General features: G+C 40.3%; 20 protein-coding genes. 13 read left to right on the top strand and 7 right to left on the bottom strand.

Annotated elements, in window-relative coordinates:
- Positions 1 to 258 precede the first annotated feature (258 nt).
- From L6410_RS10025 to L6410_RS10015, 3 genes are read left to right on the top strand one after another with little or no spacing between them, the layout of a single operon-like run.
- A complete protein-coding gene (locus tag L6410_RS10025) occupies positions 259 to 960 on the top strand; it encodes an AzlC family ABC transporter permease (protein ID WP_237395439.1) in 702 nt (233 codons plus the stop codon).
- Positions 947 to 1,270, top strand: coding sequence for an AzlD domain-containing protein (locus L6410_RS10020; RefSeq protein WP_024392372.1), 324 nt, complete (start codon positions 947 to 949; stop codon positions 1,268 to 1,270). The genes L6410_RS10025 and L6410_RS10020 overlap by 14 nt, the downstream gene beginning before the upstream one ends.
- Positions 1,271 to 1,279: 9 nt before the next feature.
- Complete coding sequence (locus tag L6410_RS10015; RefSeq protein ID WP_172055452.1) at positions 1,280 to 2,302, top strand: YeiH family protein; 1,023 nt, start codon at positions 1,280 to 1,282, stop codon at positions 2,300 to 2,302.
- A 120-nt stretch (positions 2,303 to 2,422) separates the two neighbouring features.
- Here the strand turns inward: L6410_RS10015 and ald are convergent, their stop codons facing one another.
- From ald to aao, 5 genes are all read right to left on the bottom strand, one after another.
- Positions 2,423 to 3,520, bottom strand: a complete 1,098-nt coding sequence (gene ald / locus L6410_RS10010; protein WP_237395438.1) for an alanine dehydrogenase — start codon at positions 3,518 to 3,520, stop codon at positions 2,423 to 2,425.
- Between the two features lie 101 nt (positions 3,521 to 3,621).
- On the bottom strand, positions 3,622 to 5,247 hold the full coding sequence (locus tag L6410_RS10005; RefSeq protein ID WP_172075569.1) for a hypothetical protein: 1,626 nt from the start codon (positions 5,245 to 5,247) through the stop codon (positions 3,622 to 3,624).
- 9 nt (positions 5,248 to 5,256) lie between these two features.
- Positions 5,257 to 5,955: an ABC transporter ATP-binding protein gene (locus tag L6410_RS10000; RefSeq protein WP_172075570.1), complete on the bottom strand. Its 699-nt coding sequence runs from the start codon at positions 5,953 to 5,955 to the stop codon at positions 5,257 to 5,259.
- A gap of 80 nt (positions 5,956 to 6,035) precedes the next feature.
- Positions 6,036 to 6,701 (bottom strand): GNAT family N-acetyltransferase, encoded by a 666-nt coding sequence (locus L6410_RS09995; RefSeq protein WP_419580017.1) that lies wholly within the window; start codon positions 6,699 to 6,701, stop codon positions 6,036 to 6,038.
- A gap of 483 nt (positions 6,702 to 7,184) precedes the next feature.
- Positions 7,185 to 8,360, bottom strand: a complete 1,176-nt coding sequence (gene aao, locus L6410_RS09990) for an aminoacetone oxidase (RefSeq protein ID WP_172039230.1) — start codon at positions 8,358 to 8,360, stop codon at positions 7,185 to 7,187.
- Between the two features lie 163 nt (positions 8,361 to 8,523).
- Between aao and L6410_RS09985 the strand changes: the two genes are divergently transcribed.
- Positions 8,524 to 9,018, top strand: coding sequence for a DUF536 domain-containing protein (locus L6410_RS09985; protein WP_237396775.1), 495 nt, complete (start codon positions 8,524 to 8,526; stop codon positions 9,016 to 9,018).
- 20 nt (positions 9,019 to 9,038) lie between these two features.
- On the opposite strand, the gene L6410_RS09980 is transcribed toward L6410_RS09985, so the two are convergent.
- Positions 9,039 to 9,596: a GNAT family N-acetyltransferase gene (locus tag L6410_RS09980; protein ID WP_172040781.1), complete on the bottom strand. Its 558-nt coding sequence runs from the start codon at positions 9,594 to 9,596 to the stop codon at positions 9,039 to 9,041.
- A gap of 79 nt (positions 9,597 to 9,675) precedes the next feature.
- On the opposite strand from L6410_RS09980, the gene L6410_RS09975 reads away from it, so the two are divergent.
- On the top strand, positions 9,676 to 11,436 hold the full coding sequence (locus L6410_RS09975) for a glycerophosphodiester phosphodiesterase (protein ID WP_237395436.1): 1,761 nt from the start codon (positions 9,676 to 9,678) through the stop codon (positions 11,434 to 11,436).
- A gap of 46 nt (positions 11,437 to 11,482) precedes the next feature.
- Here L6410_RS09975 and L6410_RS09970 read toward each other — a convergent pair whose 3' ends face one another.
- Complete coding sequence (locus tag L6410_RS09970) at positions 11,483 to 11,782, bottom strand: YbaB/EbfC family nucleoid-associated protein (RefSeq protein ID WP_024392363.1); 300 nt, start codon at positions 11,780 to 11,782, stop codon at positions 11,483 to 11,485.
- Between the two features lie 321 nt (positions 11,783 to 12,103).
- Here L6410_RS09970 and L6410_RS09965 point away from each other — a divergent pair, with 321 nt between their 5' ends.
- The 8 genes from L6410_RS09965 to lacB all read left to right on the top strand — a co-directional run bounded on the left by L6410_RS09965 (position 12,104) and on the right by lacB (position 20,552).
- Positions 12,104 to 12,940 (top strand): PRD domain-containing protein, encoded by an 837-nt coding sequence (locus L6410_RS09965; protein ID WP_160864019.1) that lies wholly within the window; start codon positions 12,104 to 12,106, stop codon positions 12,938 to 12,940.
- A 14-nt stretch (positions 12,941 to 12,954) separates the two neighbouring features.
- Positions 12,955 to 14,355: a 6-phospho-beta-galactosidase gene (gene lacG / locus L6410_RS09960; RefSeq protein WP_172055459.1), complete on the top strand. Its 1,401-nt coding sequence runs from the start codon at positions 12,955 to 12,957 to the stop codon at positions 14,353 to 14,355.
- A 50-nt stretch (positions 14,356 to 14,405) separates the two neighbouring features.
- Positions 14,406 to 14,717 (top strand): PTS sugar transporter subunit IIA, encoded by a 312-nt coding sequence (locus L6410_RS09955; RefSeq protein WP_024392360.1) that lies wholly within the window; start codon positions 14,406 to 14,408, stop codon positions 14,715 to 14,717.
- A gap of 19 nt (positions 14,718 to 14,736) precedes the next feature.
- Positions 14,737 to 16,404, top strand: coding sequence for a PTS lactose transporter subunit IIBC (locus L6410_RS09950; protein WP_237395435.1), 1,668 nt, complete (start codon positions 14,737 to 14,739; stop codon positions 16,402 to 16,404).
- An 11-nt stretch (positions 16,405 to 16,415) separates the two neighbouring features.
- Positions 16,416 to 18,524: a glycoside hydrolase family 53 protein gene (locus L6410_RS09945; protein ID WP_237395434.1), complete on the top strand. Its 2,109-nt coding sequence runs from the start codon at positions 16,416 to 16,418 to the stop codon at positions 18,522 to 18,524.
- Positions 18,525 to 18,624: 100 nt separating this feature from the next.
- The gene (locus L6410_RS09940) at positions 18,625 to 19,383 is read left to right on the top strand and encodes a DeoR/GlpR family DNA-binding transcription regulator (RefSeq protein ID WP_024392357.1); all 759 of its coding nucleotides are present in this window, start codon (positions 18,625 to 18,627) and stop codon (positions 19,381 to 19,383) included.
- Positions 19,384 to 19,587: 204 nt separating this feature from the next.
- Positions 19,588 to 20,010 carry a galactose-6-phosphate isomerase subunit LacA gene (gene lacA, locus L6410_RS09935; RefSeq protein WP_024392356.1) on the top strand — a complete coding sequence of 141 codons (423 nt, stop codon included), beginning with the start codon at positions 19,588 to 19,590 and terminating at the stop codon, positions 20,008 to 20,010.
- Between the two features lie 26 nt (positions 20,011 to 20,036).
- Positions 20,037 to 20,552, top strand: a complete 516-nt coding sequence (lacB, locus tag L6410_RS09930) for a galactose-6-phosphate isomerase subunit LacB (RefSeq protein WP_237395433.1) — start codon at positions 20,037 to 20,039, stop codon at positions 20,550 to 20,552.
- Positions 20,553 to 20,555 lie beyond the last annotated feature (3 nt).

The raw sequence follows: 20,555 nt of genomic DNA, 5'->3' as shown, positions 1-20,555 counted from the left end.
GCCCACTAGGCTGTTCTAGCTACCTGCACCTCAGTTCTTTGTCTGAAAGCTAATTCATTCGACTATATTTTGAAATACATGATGAAACTCCGATTGCACTATTCGGAGTTTTTTTGGTATCTTTTGAAATAGATCATTAGCCCTGTTTCAAGTAAGGTTTTATACTCGGATATAAAAGAAAACTTGAAAATCAAGTTGCAATGTGAGAAAATGGGAGAATAAATTCTCGATTTGTCATCAGAGGGAAGGAGATATGGAATGAAGGAACATGCTTTTCGCGAAGGGATGCGTGATGCTATCCCTACTGCTTTAGGCTATGCTAGTATTGGTTTAGCTTGCGGGGTTGTATCGGTCAATTCAGGAATTTCAGCTGTCGAAATGGGCTTAATGAGTCTTTTTGTTTATGCTGGAAGTGCTCAATTTGTTATCTGTGCCATGATCTTAGCAGGAGCACCACTCCTTTCAATCGCAGTGACCGTATTTTTCGTTAATCTGCGTAATTTTTTGATGTGTTTACATGCGACAACAATCTTTCAAGGGAATCGTCTAGGATCCAATATTTTGATAGGTTCGTTTGTGACGGATGAATCGTATGCTTTATTGTTGCGGAAGCATATTGAAGATAAGCAGGTAGTACCAAATTGGATGTACGGAAATAATTTTGCTGGCTACGCTTCTTGGGTTACATTTACGACTCTAGGCAATCTGATTGGTGGTCTTATTCCAAATCCTGAGCAATTTGGGTTGGACTTTGCCTTGGTCGCTATGTTTGTCGGGATTTTCTCAGGGCAACTAGAGGCGATGGCTCGGACTATTCCTTTGAAAAAAATCGGCTTGATTTTGCTGGCGGTTGGTCTAGCCTATGTCGGACTGTCTGTGCTAGTGTCGTCTTATGTGGCTGTGCTCTTGTCGACAATTTTGGGTTGTTTTGTGGGGGTGATGATTGATGATAAAAACTAGTATTCTATTGATTATTCTAGCGGCGGCCCTTGTGACTTGGGTACCACGCGTCCTACCTTTTGTACTGACGCAGAACAAATCCCTCCCTCCAAAGTTGGTGAAATTCCTCAGCTTTTTGCCAATCACTATCATTTTTGCGTTGACCCTTTCCAGTATTATGGATGAGAAAGTTGGCTCCTTGCCAAGTATTCTCCCGGTAGAAAGTCTAGCTATTCTTCCGACATTTTTTGTAGTCTTGAAGACAAAAAATATTCTCTTAGCAGTTTTGGTTGGGGTTGTTACAACCGCGGCATTACGTTTGATATTTTAGGAGGGTTTTATGGTAAAGGAAAATGCCAAAGGTGTCGGACTTTGTTTCCTTTTGGCTTTGGTGGGTCAGTGGTTAGGTCAGTTGTTTCCCCTTGTGGGTGGGCCAGTCTTCTCCCTTCTAATCGGGATGAGTCTGTATCCTTATTTTTCAATTAAAAATACATTTCAGTCAGGCTTAACCTTTACTTCCAAGAAAATTTTACAGTATGCGGTGATTTGTTTGGGATTTGGATTAAACTTATCAGCGGTATTGGCTGTTGGACGTCAATCTCTTCCAATTATTCTTTCAACTATCAGTTTCGCTTTATTTTTGGCCTTCTTGATGTGGAAATGGCTACCGATTTCATCTCATCTGGCAACCTTAATTGGCGTTGGGACCTCTATCTGTGGCGGCTCTGCCATTGCGGCGACAGCTCCTATTATTAAGGCGGATGATGAGGATGTAGCACAAGCAATCTCTGTCATCTTTCTTTTTAATGTCTTTGCGGCCTTGGTCTTTCCGACTTTGGCAACCTGGCTTGGGTTTTCGACCGATTCGGGTCAGGCCTTTGGAATGTTCGCCGGAACGGCGGTCAATGATACCTCGTCGGTCACCGCAACAGCAGCCACCTGGGACAGCCTTTACGGATTGGGCAGTCAGACCTTGGATATAGCAGTGACGGTTAAGTTAACACGAACTTTAGCCATTATTCCTATTACAACAGTTTTAGCAATTTGGCAAACCCGAGGTAAGGGTCTTAAGGCAGACAAGAAGTCCCTCCTGACAGGTTTTCCGACTTTTATTTTGTATTTTATCCTAGCCAGTCTGGTGACAACAATCGCAGGTCATTTTGGAGTGGGAACGGCGGTTTTTACTCCACTTAAAAGCCTGTCCAAGTTCCTCATTTGCATGGCCATGGTTGCTATTGGTTTGCGAACAAATGTCTTTTCTTTGGTGAAAAATGGCAGAGCTACACTTCTGGTCGGACTAGTTTGCTGGCTGGGCGTGACTGTGCTGACACTGGTTTGGCAGGCAATCTTGGGAATTTGGTAATAAAATAGAAAAATCCTAGTTTGGAGCTAGGATTTTTTGGTTTATATAGACCGGTTTATTACTTGAGTTAAGCATAAATAGTAACTGGAAAAGAATTAGTGTTTGTAATGATTGCTAGATTTAGATATCAGAATAGGCAAGTCCAAGCGAAGCAGCAACGGCTTGGTTGGTTACTTTGCCACGATAGATGTTTAGACCTGTTCGTAGGGCTGTGCTGTCAGCGATAGCTTGCTCTGCTCCCTTATTGGCTAATTCAAGAGCGTAAGGAAGGGTGGCATTTGTGAGTGCCTGAGTGGATGTACGTGCAACAGCACCAGGCATGTTGGCAACCGCATAGTGAACAACTCCATCTACTAGGTAGGTTGGATTGTCATGTGTGGTGACACGGTCGGCTGTTTCAATGATGCCACCTTGGTCTACAGCAACATCGATGATGACAGAGCCAGGCTTCATACTCGCAACCATTTCCTTGGTCACTAATTTCGGTGCGCGTGCTCCTGGGATAAGGACTGCCCCAATCAATAGATCGGCCTCTTTTACACTTTCAGTAATATTGAGTGTATTGGACATGAGGGTTTGAACCTTGCCATCGAATTGTGCGTCTAGCTCAGCCAGGCGTTTTGGATTGATATCTAAAATCGTCACTTTTGCGCCTAGACCGACAGCCATTTGCGCAGCGTTGACACCGACATTTCCGCCACCGATGATAACAACATGGCCTTTTCTCACTCCAGGAACACCGCCAAGGAGGATGCCTGAACCACCCTCAATTTTAGTCAGGAATTGGGCACCCAGTTGTGTAGCCATGCGACCAGCAACCTCACTCATAGGATTTAGGAGAGGAAGGGTACCGTGGTCAACAACCGTTTCATAGCCGATGGCAATCACATCACCGTCTATCAAAGCTTGAGTCAACTCTGGTGCAGGAGCTAGGTGGAGATAGGTAAAGAGTAACAGGTCTGTACGAAAGAATGTGTATTCACTTTCTAGTGGTTCTTTAACCTTGAGCACCATGTCGGCTGCCCAGGTTTCTTCGGCAGTATTTTTGAGAATGGCACCTTGTGCTTCATATTCTGCATCACTATAACCAGATCCAAGACCAGCTCCTTTTTCTACCCAAACTTCGTGACCTGCTTGTGTAAAACTCAGGACACCTGCTGGTGTGATTCCGACACGATTTTCATTGTTTTTAATCTCTTTAGGAACACCAATAATCATAACAAATATTCTCCTTTAATAAATGTAGTATTCTTATAGTTTATCATAAAAGCGCTTTCTTAAAAAGGCTAGACCTAAATACTCCATAAAAATAGTTATAGTTATCCCTTCAATCTAAAAGTCTGCGGAGCTTTTTTCAATAAAATCCAGTAACCGATGCTGACATAGGTAATCATAGCTATGGAAATGAGTAGGATGTACAAGTGACTGCCTAAATCCAGCTTGATATTGAGATAGGCCACCCAGTAGAGAGCCCCACTGAGAAATTTATAGACTGGGTTGACAACTTCCATGTCCTTGGTAAAGGGTTGGAGAATATAGTAGATAAAGAGGTCGTGGAAGGAGAAGAGAGCTGTTAGACTCAACAAAAGCAGGGCAGTTAGGAGATAGGTTTCAATAGGTAGCTGCGCTCTAGTAAAGATGATGAGGGCCAATAGTAGAGATCCAGAGAAGGCGGCATTTAATTTTACAGTTTGCAGAAAACGATAATGAAAGCCTGCAATAATGGTCTTTGCTTCGCGGTAAAATGGATAGTGGAGCATGGAAATATCGCAATTAACAAAGACCATCTGTGCGACAGATTTTCCCATGGAGGCGGCATACATGACCATGAAAGCAAAAGGTAGTCCCTCGATGTAGTTGGCATTGCTTATCTCTATATCCTCTTTTGAAAACCAACGAATTCCTTCAATAAAAAGGACAATAGCCAAAAGACAACCCAAGCGAAAATGCAGTTTTTTCGTAAGGATAGAACGATAGCGGTCAAATAGCAGAGCGTTTAAGTAGGTCATGCCTGACAGATGAGTCAGGTCCTTTCCTGTTTCCATACTCAGTTTCGCCTGCATCTGTAAACCTTGGCGAGTATACTCGTTACCCTTGGTCATCTCAAAAATTTTCTTATCCATCTGCAAGGACTGGTCCATGCAATAATAGAGATAGTCCAGATGATTGGTCTGTTGTTTCAAATAACGATAACCAAACCAAATCAGCAAGACCTGACAGGCAAGCATAGGCAGTAAAAAGATGGGAGACAGATGATTGCGGAAAAAGATAAGACTGGCAATAGCTGTTAGACCAGTACCCAAGATAACCCAGGATTGCCAAGAGTTTCGACGAGCCAAAATACCTCTGTTGAATAGTGCTCGATTGAGAGCCTGACCAGTAAAAACTCCTGTCGGAATGGTCAGTAATCCTAGAGGCAGATAGAGCCAATTTCCTGATAGGCTAGAAAAAATCAGCAGGGCAGGCAGGTAGGACAGACTGGTGATAATGGGCTCTACAAAGAGTTGACTCTGGAGAAAACTAGACTGGGAAAGACCGAAATTTCGCATGAATTCCCGCTCGGGCTTGGCGATAAAAGGCTCAAATCCCTTGCCAAATCGATAGGTGTAGCCAACAAAGACCATCCACATGGAAAAGCCTAGAAGCCAAGTATCTGACGGGATTTGCCAAAAGTCCAGCTGATTGTTGGATAGGAGTTTGATCCAGAAGGCAGCAATGCAAGAATAAATGGTTAACCAAATTCCCTTGACCAGGAAGCGACTGGGGATGGATAAGATGAGCAGGACCAAAAAGAGACCAGACTTAAAACTATAAGACTTGAAAATACTTTCTGGGATGCTCTTTCCCACAAGTGGCAGTTTCCGTAGATAGTAGAAAAATCCGTTGACGGAGCGATGGAGGGCATACTTTTCCCGATACCAAAAATAACGTAGAATGGTTTTCATAAGCTCCTCCTAATCTGCTGTCAGTAGCTGAATAATCTCTTGTTCAAAGTCAGGGTCGTGGAGTTTGTCACTCGGAACTGCTTGCAATTCTTGGTGATGGAGCAAAACAATCTCGTCACAGAGATCCTGAGCCAGCTGCAAAATGTGGGTGGAAAAGATAATAACGGAATCCTTCTTAGCCTCCCGAATCAGCTGTTTGAACTCGTGGGCAGCCACAGGGTCAAAGGACGTCAGCGGTTCATCTAAGAGAAGGACAGGTGGCTGGACAATCAAGGACAGGAGCAACTGGACCTTGTTCTGCATACCGTGGGAAAAGTCCTTGAGCAGACGGTGCTGGTCTTCTTCTCCGATACCGACCAAGTTTAGCCATTCTTCTGGACTACGAGGAGATTTGAGTTTGTCCTTGTGGATATCCATATAGAAACGCACAAACTCATAGGCGGTCATAAAGGCAGGTAGCTGCGGATAGGTCTGGGTAAAGCCGATGTCCGTATTATCGTAGTCAAGGACTCCCTCGCCCTCTACAAACTGAATATTGCCACTTTCCAAAGTCAGATTGCGAGCAATACAGTTGAACAAGGTCGTCTTACCAGCACCATTTCGCCCCAGCAAACCATAAATCTTCCCCTTTTCAAAGGTAAAAGAAGCATCTTCCAAAATGATTTTATAATCAAATTTTTTTGATATGGAGGAAAGTTTCAGTTGCATAGCTAATCTCCTTTTGTAACATTGTTGTGGTTTTATCATACAACAATAAACAAAAAAATTCAAGCAAAATTTGCTTGAATTTATAGAGAAGATAGGGAATGTTTTTGTTGGCCATTCTTGTCAAAGTTGGCATCCTCTAACCAGCTTTCTAGTCGCTGTTTACGGGAGTCCCATTCTTTGTCTAATATAGAAAACCAATCCGTATCACGATTCCTTTCCTTATAGACCAAAGCTTGTCGAAAGGTGCCTTCATGGGTAAAGCCCAATCGTAGTGCTGCTCGGCGTGATGGACCATTTAAATGATCACACTTCCATTCATATCTGCGATAGCCTAGGTTCTCAAAAATATAGGACATAAGCAAGTAGTGAGCCTCCGTTGCTTGTCGTGTTTTTTGGAGTTTTGGAGAAAAGAGGACCCATCCCACTTCAATGACACGATTTTTAGAATCTATACGCATCAGTGCAAATGTTCCGATGGCTTGATTGGTAGATTGGTCAATGATAGCAAGATAATAAGGATCGGCTGAGTCCAACATGTGTTGGAAATATGATTGAAAACTTGGATAGTCTTTAAAGGGGTCAATAGATAAATAGGTCCAATCAGCTTGCTTGGCAGTAGGACCATAGAATTGATAGATTGCATCGGCGTGATCTGGTCTGAGTTTTTCCAAGCGAACGGTTTTTCCTTGGAGAACATCAATAGTAGGGAGACTACCAGCTTGATGGTGAGGTAGTGGTGCGCCGATTTCTTGATTAAATGAATTAATAGGCATAACTTCTCCTTTAGGTTGAGCTTGAAGAGTGATTTCTAATAGTACAATACTCAAAGGAAATCGAACTCAGACTAGCTCCAAAGGTTCGGGGAACCTTTGGAGGTTGGAGATAAGGCGAACAAAGTTCGCTACAAAAGGTTCGGGGAACCTTTGGAGGTTGGAGATAAGGCGAACAAAGTTCGCTACAAAAGGTTCGGGGAACCTTTGGAGGTTGGAGATAAGGCGAACAAAGTTCGCTACAAAAGGTTCGGGGAACCTTTGGAGGTTGGAGATAAGGCGAACAAAGTTCGCTACAAAAGGTTCGGGGAACCGTTGGAGGTTGGAAATAAGGCGACCGTAGTCCGTGACACTAGATGTAGATAGAACGCTGCTACCTTTTATTTTCGGGTAGCAGGTTGTAAAGCTCCACTGGGACTTTACACTCATCAAATCAAGTCAACAACGTCTGAGTTTGATTTACGAAGAGTAGGAACTTCCTGCCACCCAGCCAGTTGCTAGACAGTAGGTAATGTTAAAGCCACCTGTGTGGGCGTTGATGTCCAAGACCTCACCAGCAAAGTGGAGGCCAGGGATTTTCTTACTTTCCAAGGTTTTGGGATTGATTTCCTTGAGGTCAACGCCACCCTTGGTCACAAAGGACTTGGCTAAGGACATCTTGCCCGTAATCTTAATCGGCAGGGCTTTGAGCAGGGAGACCAGATCAGTCAGGTCCTTTTGGGAAACTTGTTTGACCTTGCTATCATAGTTTTCAGCGAAAAAGTCTGCAAGGCGGTCTGGCAGGAGCTCTCTAAGGGCATTCTTGACGGATTTTTCCCTGTTGATTTCTAAATGCTCAAACAAGTCTTGGTCAGAATGGGTCGGCAGAGCATCGAGAAATGCGGTTTCGCCGCCTTTGACAAAACTGGACAAGCGAAGAGCAGCGGGTCCCGACAGACCAAAGTGGGTGAAGAGCAGGTCGTGGGTGATGACGTGCTTACCGTAGGTCAGGGTAACGTCGTCCAGGGAAATGCCTTGGAGCTTCTTGTGGGGGAAGTCAGTCAGAACAGGACTTTCTGCAGCCTCAATCTCTGTGACTTCTAGTTTGAAGTGGCGGGCAATGTCGTGACCAAAGCCAGTCGAGCCGGTTGAAGGATAAGTCTTGCCGCCGGTGGTGACAATCAGCTGGGGAGCTGTAAAAGTCTCCTCACTGGTCTTGACATGGAAGAGATCGTCAATCTTGCGGACGGAAACCACTTCAGTCCCTGTACGGATGTCCACGCCGTTTTCCAGCATCTTCATCTCCAGGCACTTGATAATGGTCTGGGAGCGGTCGGTGGTTGGAAAGACACGGCCGTGGTCCTCCACTTTGAGCTTGACCCCATTTTCCTGAAAGAAATTCATGATATCGTGGTTGTCAAATTGGGAGAAGACGCTGTATAGAAATCGGCCATTTCCAGGAATACCAGCCAGTAGGTCTTCCAGTGTGCCGTTGTTTGTCACATTGCAACGTCCGCCACCTGTGCCAGACAGTTTCTTGCCCAAACGCTTGTTTTTTTCGAGGAGTAGGGTCTTCTTGCCGCAAAAGCTGGAAGAAATCGCAGCCATCATGCCGGCTGGACCTGCTCCGATAATAATGGTATCTACTGTATTCATGCCTTTATTGTACCACAAAACACGAGCTTTGGTGTCGGTCTTCTCTTTGTAGAAAAGTGCATGTTTCTTCTTAGCGGTCCTCCTCCTAAATTTGACAGGGATAGGCTTATGTGGTAATATTTTAATGATACAAACTATGAGAAATGTAAGTACCGAGGAAATTATGGGAATCGAAAAAACAGTCAGTGAATTAGCTGAAATTTTGGGAGTGAGCCGCCAGGCAATGAATAATCGTGTTAAATCACTTCCAGAAGAATTCGTAGATAAAAATGACAAGGGTGTGACCGTTGTAAATCGTGCTGGCTTGATTAAGTTGGAAGAAATCTACAAAACAACCATTTTTGAAGATGAACCAATTAGCGAAGAAGTGAAGCAGCGCGAATTGATGGAAATTTTGGTTGACGAAAAAAATGCGGAGATTATTCGTCTTTATAGTCAATTAAAAGCCAAAGATAAGCAACTTACAGAAAAAGATGAGCAACTCAAAGTTAAGGATGTGCAGATTGCTGAGAAGGACAAACAACTGGATCAACAGCAACAATTGACTCTCAAAGCAATGGCCGATAAGGAAGTCCTCAAGCTGGAGTTAGATGAAGTCAAAGCGCAGGCAGAAGAAGTGCAAACCAAAGGTTTCTTTGCACGCTTGTTTGGAAGATAGATAAGTAAAAAATCAAGCTCTTATGAACTTGATTTTTTCTTTTGTTCTAGCCATTCTTCTCTCAGAATTCCATATTTGACAGAGTCGTAATAATGTCCCTTCCAGTATCGCACTTTGCGGATCTGCGCTTCTTTTATCATACCGATTTTTTCAGCTGCTCGCATCATACGGTGGTTGCCAGACCAAGTAGTTAGTCCGATATGTTCTAATTCAGTAGTAGTTTGAAAAATATGATCCATCCAGAGTTTGAGAGCTCTTGTCCCGTAGCCACCATTCCAATACTTCTGCTGATAGATAACAATCCCGATTTCGAGCCATCGAGTTTTTTCATCTTCCCAATGTCGGGTAACAATTCCTATCGGTTCTTGATCTACAAATATGCCCCAAACAGTATCATTACAGAAGAAATTGTAAAGTTTACTCATTCGAAATGCTTCAAAATCTGAATACATCTGATAATCTTCAAAATAGGGTCCATCCCATTTTTTCCACTCAGGTTGGATTTGGCTATATCCATTTTTCCAAATTGAATATAAATGCTCTTCTTTCAATACTGCAATGGTCGGTTGGGTAGTCATCTATTTCTCCTTTATTTTTCTAGTTTATCATGTTTAATGATGGCTTGCAATTCCTGAAAGAATATGGGACACTAGTACCATGAAAAAGATACATCGTGAATTTCAAAAAATCTATTACAACTTAGACAAGATTCTATTACTCTTTTTTACCCTGTTCGCATTTATGGAGTTTGTATGGATACCACTTAATTCGTGGCTCTCAGAAAGGCTATTAGCCCTAACAGGTCATGCTTATCTTTCACCGACGAATCTTTTATCGGTATTTTCTGAGAATCTTTTTGTTTCTGGCTTGTTTATTCTCTTATTTTTTGCCAATATTGGGATTGCCTATCTGGAGTTAGCTCTTCTATTTACTGGGGTTTGGCAATTGTTAGATGAAAAAGTCAAGCACTTATCGGATTACTTGCGAGATGTTAGAGATAGTATGGTCGCAATTATCCGTCATAGTAGCTTACCCAAAATTATCTTCCTCCTTTTTTATTCAGTTCTCCTTTTGCCCTTTCTACGTCGAATATTAAATATTTATTATTTTAATAAAATCGTCGTGCCACAGTTTGTCCTTGATTACCTATCCAATACAGTCTGGATAGGGGTCTTGATTTTAGTTTCCCTCCTCCTTTTCTTTTGGCTTGCCTCCCGACTCATGTTCGCACTACCGAAAATCTATTTTGAACATAGGAGTGTGAAAGAATCTATTGCATTTTCTTGGAAGCATACAAAGGGTATCAAACAAGTCAATTACCTTGTGCGTTTAGTTGGCTTGGTCACTTTTCCGGTTATCTTTTTTACGGGAGCTGCATTGTTGCTCTATTTTATACAGCTGTTAGTAGAAGGTTATGCTCCAAGTCTTTCATATTGGTTAGCTGTTGTTTGCTATATAGTATTAAGGTTAACCTATTACGGAGTCATTGCTCTCTTTATGATAGGTTTTATCAGTCTATTAACCGGAAAGAAGCTACCAATATACCGTCGCAAGCGTCTCCGTCATCGTCTTCGATTGGCTATTTTGCTGGTATCTAGTCTTGTTTTTGGTGTCCAAGGGGCATTGCTCCTTTATTACCCATTTGACACCTTGCCAGTTACTATTTCCCATCGAGGTGTTGATAATGGCAATGCTGTACAGAATTCGGTTGAGGCTCTGGAAAAGACCTCTCAACTCAAGCCGGACTATATTGAGATGGATGTTCAGGAGACCAAAGATGGCCAATTTATTGTCATGCATGATACGGATTTATTGGCTTTGACGGGCAATGCCGGAGGGACACATGACTATACTCTAGCAGAGTTGACGGCGATGACTGCATCAGAAAACGGTATGACAGCTCCTGTTCCTTCTTTTGATGAGTATCTAGAAAAAGCTGATGAACTTGGTCAGAAATTATTAGTGGAAATTAAAGTAACCAAGCAGGATTCGCCAGATTTGACCAAGAAATTCCTAAAAAAATATGGAAAACACTTGTTAGCCAAGGGGCATCAGATTCAATCTCTGGATTACAAAACGATTATAGAAGTCAAAGAGTACAGTAAAAAGCTGGTTTCTTTCTTCATTCTTCCGTTCAATTCCATTTATCCAACCACTGTGGCTGATGGATATACAATGGAATATACTTCGCTTGACCAGAATTTTATAACTAAGTCTTGGATCCGAGGAAAATCTGTTTATGCTTGGACACCAAACGATGAAGAGAGTATGACCAAGATGCTCTTGCTGCAAGTGGATGGCATTATTACTGATAATTTAACAGGTCTAAACAGTTTGATGAGTGAATTGAACGAGTATCATCGCTATCCTGATCTATTTTTCCTTGAATTTCAGTACTTACTCTATAATTTTGAATAACAAAAAGACGTGAACGGTCACTATGCCAGTCGCGTCTTTTTATGTTTTAAAATGGTAATTTACCTGCAAATGCACCAAGTTTTTTCTGAGTTGCCTCATCAACTTTTGTAAGGGCTGCATTAATTGCTTGAATCGTCATTTCTTGCAAGGTTTCAATATCTTCTGCATCCACAATATCAGCCTTAAAGTCAATAGAGACTATTTTTTTATCCCCAGTAAAGGTAGCAGTAACCAAGTCCTGCACAGAACTACCTGTAAATTGAGTAGCAGCTAGTTCAGCTTGACTCTTCTCCATTTGCTTTTGAAGTTTTTGAGCTTGGCGCATCATATTTTGCATATTCATCATATGAGATTATTCCTCCAGAAATAGTATACGGGAGTATTATAGCATGTTTTCTGATTTTTTTCTCAGATTTTCGTGAGATAGAGGAGGTTAAACAAAAGATGTAGTAGGGTGATTAGTAATAAATTTAGTAAATAATAATAATATTTTTAAAAGAAAGGGTTTACATTTTAAAAGAATATGTTATAATTAACTCATCAGATTGAATAAAGTGGATTGTAACTAATTCGATTAGGCGAGACTACAAATATACTAAGCAAGGGCTTAGACTATTTGTAGTCTTTTTACTTTTCCAGCGTGTAATGATTTAGATAGGAGGTATATATGTTTCGTATTGTACAAGCGCTCAATAATAATGTTGCTCTTGTCAAAAATGAAAATGAGGAACAGGCTGTTGTTATGGGTCTGGGAATTACGTTTCAGAAAAAGAAGGGAGATGTGATTGCCCAGAATAAGATTGAGAAAATTTTCCAATTAAAGAGTAATGAATCCAAAGAAAATTTATTAACGCTTCTTAAGGATGTTCCACTCGATTTTATTACTGTGACTTACGATATTATTGATTCCTTAACCAATATCTATCAATACCCCGTTCAAGAATATCTGTATGTTACGTTGACAGATCACATTTATTTTAGCTACCAATCCTTACTAAAAGGGACATATCAAAATAGCAAATTACCGGATATCTCAAGTGAATATCCTTTGGAATATCAAATGGCTCGTGAAGGGTTAGAGATTTTAAGGCAACGGATATTAGAGGACTTTCCAGAGGATGAGGTTTTTAGAATTGCTCTACATTTTATCAATGCGAAAGGTGAAAATCAGGTGTTGACAGCAAGTCAAGAGAACTTATCGAAAAACCTGAATCGTTTGATTGAACAGGAGCTTCAAAAGCATGGCATTCGTAGAACGAAAGAAAACAGCAATTTTTATGATCGTTTTATGATACACCAAACCTATTTTATTGAACGGATTGAGAGAAGTCAGCTGGATTCTAACCCATCTTTAGAAAATTTAGAGACCTACATAAAGGAGCAACATCCAGAAGCTTATCGAATCGGTAGTGATATTTATGATTTGATAGCTAAAGAAACAGGTACTGATCTTTCAAAAACAGAAAAAGTTTACATTGTATTACATATTCAACGATTATTATAAGTGAGGAAAACAACATGTATCAATTACCAAAAGATTTTATTTTAGGAGGAGCTACGGCAGCCTACCAAGTCGAGGGAGCAACGAAAGAAGGTGGAAAAGGGGCAGTTGCTTGGGATGAATTTTTAGAGAAGCAGGGGCGTTTTAGTCCAGATCCAGCCAGTGATTTTTATCACCAATTTCCAAAAGATATTGAACTCTGTGAAAAATTTGGAGTAGGGGGACTGCGTCTCTCCATTGCTTGGAGTAGAATTTTTCCAAATGGGACCGGTGAAGTCAATCAAGAAGGAGTTGATTTCTATCATCGTGTATTTGAAGAGTGTCAACGTCGTAATGTTATTCCTTTTGTTACACTTCATCACTTTGATACACCAAAAACCTTATTTGATCAGGGAGATTTTTTGAACAGAAAAACGATTGAAGCATTTGTGAAGTATGCTCAGTTTTGCTTTGAAGAATTTAAGGAAGTAAAATTCTGGAGCACCTTCAATGAAATATATCCTGTTGCGACTAATCAATATTTGCTTGGAATTTTTCCGCCAGGAATCAAATATGATCTTTCTAAGGTAATTCAGTGCTTGCATAATATGATGTATGCTCACGCGCGTGTCATCAACCTCTTCAAAGACGGTGGATTCGAAGGTGAGATTGGAGTGGTGCATTCATTAGAAACCAAGTATCCAGCCAGCGATAGTCTGGAGGATAAACATGCGGCATTTCTAGATGATGCACTTTCTATTCGTTTTTTACTTGATGCAACCTATCTAGGTTATTATTCATCCGAAACAATGAAAGCGCTTGACGAGATTTGTACTGCCAATCAAGCTAGTTATGAATTTTTAGAAGATGATTTTGTTGAAATGAAAAAAGCGAGCCACAGAAATGATTATCTCGGTATCAATCACTACCAGTGTCATTTTGTGAAAGCTTACAATGGAGAAAACGCGATTCATCACAATGGTACTGGAGATAAAGGAACCTCTGTTTATAAAGTAAAAGGAATTGGGGAACGAATTTATAAAGAAGGTATTGAGAGAACTGACTGGGATTGGATCATTTACCCAGAAGGTTTATATGATTTATTGGTCCGCATAAAAGAAGACTACCCACACTATAATAAAATTTATATTACTGAAAATGGTATGGGCTATAAGGACGAATTTGATAATGGGATTATCATTGACCAGCCAAGAATTGACTATCTGAAAGTGTATCTTCAATCATTGGCTCAAGCTATTGAGGATGGGGTAAATATCAAAGGGTACTTCCTATGGTCCTTGATGGATTTATTTTCATGGTCCAATGGTTACAATAAGCGATATGGTTTGTTCTATGTAGACTTTGAAACTCAAAAACGGTATCCGAAAGCATCTGCGTATTGGTATAAACAGGTTAGTGAAACCAAAATAATCAATTAAGCAAAAGTAATAAGATCGTTTCTAGGCAAAGATTCTATTGGGAGGAAAAAATGGATAAAAAAGAATTACAGATGTTAGGTTTTGAAATTGTAGCCTATTCAGGTGATGCACGAAGCACCTTGTTACAATTGTTAAAAGAAGTTCGTTCAGGTAATATGGACCGAGTGGAAGAAGCACTGAAAGAAGCTGATAACAATTTAGCTTTGGCACACAATGCCCAAACAAAATTGCTAGCTCAGGAAGCAGCTGGAGAAGACTTGCCTTTAGGTTTTATATTTGTCCATGGTCAAGATCATCTCATGACAACTCTACTATTACGGGATTTGATAGTAGACTTTATTGAATTGTATAAAAAACATTAATAATGGAGGATTTATTCAAATGAATAAACTAATTGAGCAAATCGAAAAATGTAAACCATTTTTTGAAAAAATTTCTCGTAACATTTACCTCGGGGCCATTCGGGATGGCTTTCTTGCAGCGATGCCGGCAATTCTTTTCTCAAGTATCTTTATCTTGATTGCTGCTATTCCAGAGGTTTTTGGTGTCACCTTACCTGAAGAATTTTCAGGCTGGCTTTGGAAAGTTTATGGTTATTCAATGGGGATTGTGGCGGTTTTAGTATCAGCAACAACTGCACGTTGCCTTGCTGAATCAATGAATCGCTCCATGCCAGCAAATAAGAAAATCAATGCTGTTTCTGTGATGTTAGCATCCATTGTGAGCTTCTTATTATTGAGTGCTGACCAAATTGAAGGTGGCTTAGCAAATGGTTACATGGGAACTAAAGGGATTTTGGCTGCATCTTTAGCTGCGTTCGTTACTGTAAATGTCTACAAATTCTGTGTCCTAAAAGATATTACGATTAAAATGCCGAAAGAGGTTCCGGGTACTATTTCTCAGACATTTAGAGATGTCTTCCCATTTTCTTTCTCAGTTTTTGCAGCTGTTTTAATTGACACAGCCGTTCGTCATTTCTTTGGCACTTCATTTGCAGAGGCAATCATTACCTTGATGCAACCTTTGTTCACCGCGGCAGATGGTTATCTGGGTATTGCAATTATTTGGGGAGCAATGGCACTCTTCTGGTTTGTTGGTGTGCATGGTCCATCTATTGTTGAACCTGCTATTGTTGCAGTTATTTATGCAAATGTGGAAGCAAACCTTCAATTAGTAAAAGCTGGAGAGCATGCGTCTAATGTTTTAACAGCAGGTTTGGGGAACTTTGTTGGTACTATGGGTGGTACGGGTGCTACCTTAGTGGTTCCATTTATATTCTTATTGTTTGCAAAATCAAAACAATTGAAGGCGGTTGGTAAAGCGTCATTCATTCCAGTTTGTTTCGCCGTTAATGAGCCACTCTTGTTCGCTACACCAATCATTTTGAACCCTTATTTCTTTGTTCCATTCCTTTTGGCACCGATTGCCAACGTGTGGATTTTTAAATTCTTTGTAGATGTGCTACAAATGAATAGCTTTATGTATGTATTACCGTGGGCAACTCCAGCTCCAATCGGTTTAATTTTGGGTACTGGTGTCAGCTTGCTAGCGATTCTATTAACAGTGGTTCTTATTGTAGTAGATATCCTGATTTATTTCCCATTTGTCAAAGCATATGATGCAGTTTTACTAGCAGAAGAAGCAGAAAAAAGTCGTGTTGAAGAATCTAGCCGTCCAATTGTTCAGTCCACAGAACCTGTTGTAAAAAAACAAGGTTCCCCAGTTTCTTTGGATAAAAATGTAAATGTTTTAGTTTTGTGTGCAGGTGCAGGTACTAGTGCGATGCTTGCAAATGCGCTTACTGAGGGTGCACAGGAAACAGGTGCAAAAATTACTGCTTCTGCGGGGGCCTATGGTTCTCATTACGAAATAATGAAGGATTTTGATATGGTCGTCCTGGCACCGCAAGTTAATTCTTACTATGACGATATCAAAAAGGATACGGACAAACTAGGTATCAAATTGGCAGCGACTAAAGGCGCTGAATACATTGGTTTGACACGTGATCCTAGAGGAGCGGTCGAATTTGTCTTATCATTCTTTGCATAAAGAGGGGCGAGATGAAAAAGAGAAACACAGTATTGGCAAAAATAGGATTACTAGGGGTGTCTGCTCTTGTGGCATTTGCAAGTTTCAGTTCTTCAGTAGTAGCAGATGACAGTTTTTATGTTGAAAAAGTGAATAATCTGCCTGAAAAATTTATCAAAGGTGTAGATATTTCGACATTAATTTCACAAGAGGATAGCGGGGTGAAGTATTATGATCAATCGGGCACAGAAAAAGATTTGATCACACTCCTATCTGAGAATGGTGTCAATTATGTTCGTATTCGAATTTGGAATGATCCATACGATGCTGCGGGTAATGGCTACGGTGCAGGAAATAGTGATTTGGAGAAAGCAATTACTATTGGGCAGCGGGCGACCGCAGCAGGGATGCGCGTTTTTATCGATTTTCATTATTCAGATTTTTGGGCTGATCCAGGAAGACAGGTTGCACCTAAAGCTTGGTCTGGGATGTCTATTGATGATAAATCTCAAGCCTTATATGATTTTACAAAAACTAGTTTAGAAGCTTTGAAAGCAGCAGGTGTGGACGTTGGTATGGTTCAGGTTGGGAATGAGACAACGGCTAGTGGTATTGCTGGAGAGAGTGGTGATGAACGCTACCAGCTCTTTAAAGCAGGAACCGAAGCTGTGAGAGCAGTGGATTCTTCCATTCTTGTAGCTCTTCATTTCACCAATCCTGAAAAAACAGAGACCATTTTACACTATGCTGAAATGCTCAAACAATTTAATATTGATTATGATATTTTTGCAACAAGTTATTATTCTTTCTGGCATGGTAGTTTAGAAAACTTAACTAATGTACTCAAGACGGTTGAATCAACGTATGGGAAGAAAACTCTAGTTGCAGAAACGAGTTATGTCTATACGTTAGAAGATGGTGATGGACAGACGAATGTGATAAAGTCTGAACAGCAAACCAAACTTGGTGGGTATCCTGCTTCCGTTCAAGGACAAGCTAATAACTTGCGTGATGTGATTGCTGCAAGCGCAGATGCTGGTGCACTAGGGGTCTTCTATTGGGAACCGGCTTGGACTCCTGTAGGAACTACTGACCGTGTATCAAATCTACCAATTTGGGAACAATATGGTTCAGGATGGGCTAGTTCATATGTTATTCCCTATGATCCTGCAGTTAATGAAACCAATTACGGAGGTTCAGAATGGGATAATCAGGCGCTCTTTGATTTTGATGGAGACGCCCTAGATTCATTGAAGGTCTTCAATCTCGTTGAAACAGGTTTTGGTGTTGTTCCAGAAAAAGTTGAAGAATTGCCAGAAACAGAACCAACAGAAAATCTGATAAATTTATTGGAGAATGGTAGCTTTGAATCAGATGATTTGAGTATGTTTGCGATTAATCAGTCTTACGTTAGTCGGAAAACAGACACCCCTAAAGATGGGCAATATGCCTTGCATTTTTGGTCTGATGGCCCAATAGATTACCAGGTTGAACAGGCAATAACCTTAGATCCAGGAATCTATCGATTCGAGTTAAATATGCAGGGTGACAAAGCGGGGACAACTGAGAAGATTTATCCATATGTGAAAATTGGGGAAAGTCAAATTGATGGAGAAAACATCCATTTGGATGGCTACGCAATTTGGCAAAATAGTAATGTTGAATTTACTATAACAGAACCAACAGAAATTAAAATTGGTTTAGCAGTTACCGCTGATGCAGGCGCTTGGGGTACCACAGATGATTGGACTCTAGTAAAACTCGGAGAAATTGATGCACCAAGTACAGATGAAAACGGGGAAGGCACGACTAGCTCGAGTTCTATAGAAACACCGTCTACAAATGATGAAATTGGTGAAAACACTTCTGGTTCAGAAAAAGAAGGTGGAACCACGACTTCATCGTCAATAGATTCAGGTACAGTTACGAGTGAAGGTAGCACCCTCAAGAACATTTCGTCGGATGGAAATATAGAAAAAAATCAACTTCCAAAAGATCAGCAATCTACTAAGAAAGAAACAGGTTTGTTACCAAAAACAGGAGATAACCAGTCCCAGTTGGTAGTGGTGGTTGGAATAATCCTCTTGTTTGTCCCTCTATTATTGAATTTATTTCATTTAAAAGCAAAAGATAAAAAATAAACTATATTGTTGTAGTGAACAAAAAATGTTGGAAAAATTGTCTTTTCCAACATTTTTTTATACAATTAGGATGAAAAGAAAAGGAGCATGGATTTACAAGATGAACAAACGAGAAAGACTTAGTGAAATTACGCGATTAGTGAATAAAAAAGGAACCATCCGAATAGCTGAAATAGTGGGATTATTAAATGTAACGGATATGACAGTGCGGAGAGACTTGATTGAATTAGAAGAACAAGGTGTACTGACTAAAATTCATGGTGGTGCGCGAAGTAACAAGGCCTTCCAATTTCGTGAGTACTCACATTCTGAGAAGCATATTCAGAATAGGGAGTCCAAGCAGGATATCGCAGATAAGGCTTCAAAGTTAATTGAAGATGGAGACACAGTATTTTTAGGTCCCGGAACAACGGTATCATTTTTGGCAGAGGCAATAAAAAATAATCGCTTGACTGTAATTACAAATTGTATGCCGGTATTTACGATACTATCTCAAAAGAAATCGGAGGAATTCCATGTTTTCTTGCTTGGTGGAGAGTATAGACAAGTGACAGAATCATTTGTAGGGGAGATTACAAATACGGCTTTGGAGAAGATGCACTTTAGTAAGATATTCTTCTCTGCAAATGGAGTAAAAGGGAGTGATGTCATGACCTCAACTTTAGCAGAAGCTTACACACAACAAATTGCTATTAAACGTTCTTTAGAAAAGTATCTCTTGCTGGATATATCAAAAGTAGGGAAAGAGGATTTTACAACTTTTTGTAGTTTACGGGATTTAACTGCAGTTATCACTGACTTGAAACCTGACGACGAGAATTACCAATTATTAGAAGAATTTACAGAAATTATTCATTAGCAACAAAAATCAACACGATTGTGTTGATTTTTTGTTGCAATTTTAAAAAAACGCACCATTTATGGACAAAATATGTTGATTTCGTGTTTAAAAAGATGTATAATTTAAACACAAAAGAGAAAGCGCTTTTCATTTTTGCAAAACAATGTTTTTCATCCATTTATCAAATGGTATCAATTTTCCAATTATATTAGGAGACAGGTTATGACAATTATTATTGGTGCTGACCCAGCCGGTTCAAAACTTAAAGATGTAATTAAAGATTTTTTACTTGAAAAATCATATGACTTAAAAGATGTTAGTAGTGGAAGTGACTTTGTTGATACAACCTTGGCGGTCGTTGCGGAAGTCAATCAAAATCAAGAGAACTTAGGAATTGTTATTGATGCCTATGGTGTTGGGCCTTTTATGACCGCTACTAAAATCAAAGGTATGGTTGCTGCGGAAGTTTCAGATGAACGCTCTGCATATATGACGAGAGGACATAATAATTCACGGATTATTACAATCGGTAGTGAGATTGTAGGAGAAGGAATAGCTAAAAATATCGTCAAAGGGTTTGTTGAAGGCACATATGATGGGGGTCGTCACCAAATTCGTGTCGACATGCTAAACAAAATGTGCTAAATATTCTAGAAGAGGAGAAGTACAAGATGAAAATTGCAATCGGTTGTGACCACATTGTAACGTATGAAAAAATCGCTGTGGTAGATTACTTAAAAAATAGAGGGTATGAAGTTTTGGACTTTGGGACTTATGATAATGTTCGTACACATTACCCAATCTTTGGTAAAAAAGTTGGTGAAGCAGTTGCAAGCGGGCAGGCGGATTTGGGTATCTGTATTTGCGGGACAGGTGTTGGAATCAATAACGCTGTGAATAAAGTACCAGGTATTCGCTCTGCTTTGGTTCGTGATATGACCACCGCTCTTTATGCCAAGGAAGAACTGAATGCTAATGTCATTGGTTTTGGAGGAAAAATTACAGGTGAGTTGCTCATGTGTGATATTATTGATGCTTTCATAAAGGCTGAGTACAAACCAACTGAGGAGAATAAATGTTTGATTGAAAAGATTGCAGCAATTGAGACGCTCAATCAAGAACAGTCTAGCCCAGAATTCTTTACGGAGTTTCTTGAAAAATGGGATCGTGGAGAATACCATGATTAGGAG

The sequence above is a fragment of the Streptococcus parasuis genome, assembly GCF_021654455.1.
GTDB classification, from domain to species: Bacteria; Bacillota; Bacilli; order Lactobacillales; family Streptococcaceae; genus Streptococcus; species Streptococcus parasuis.
Note: the sequence above shows the minus strand (reverse complement) of the source record. Positions and strands in the feature narration are given on the sequence as shown.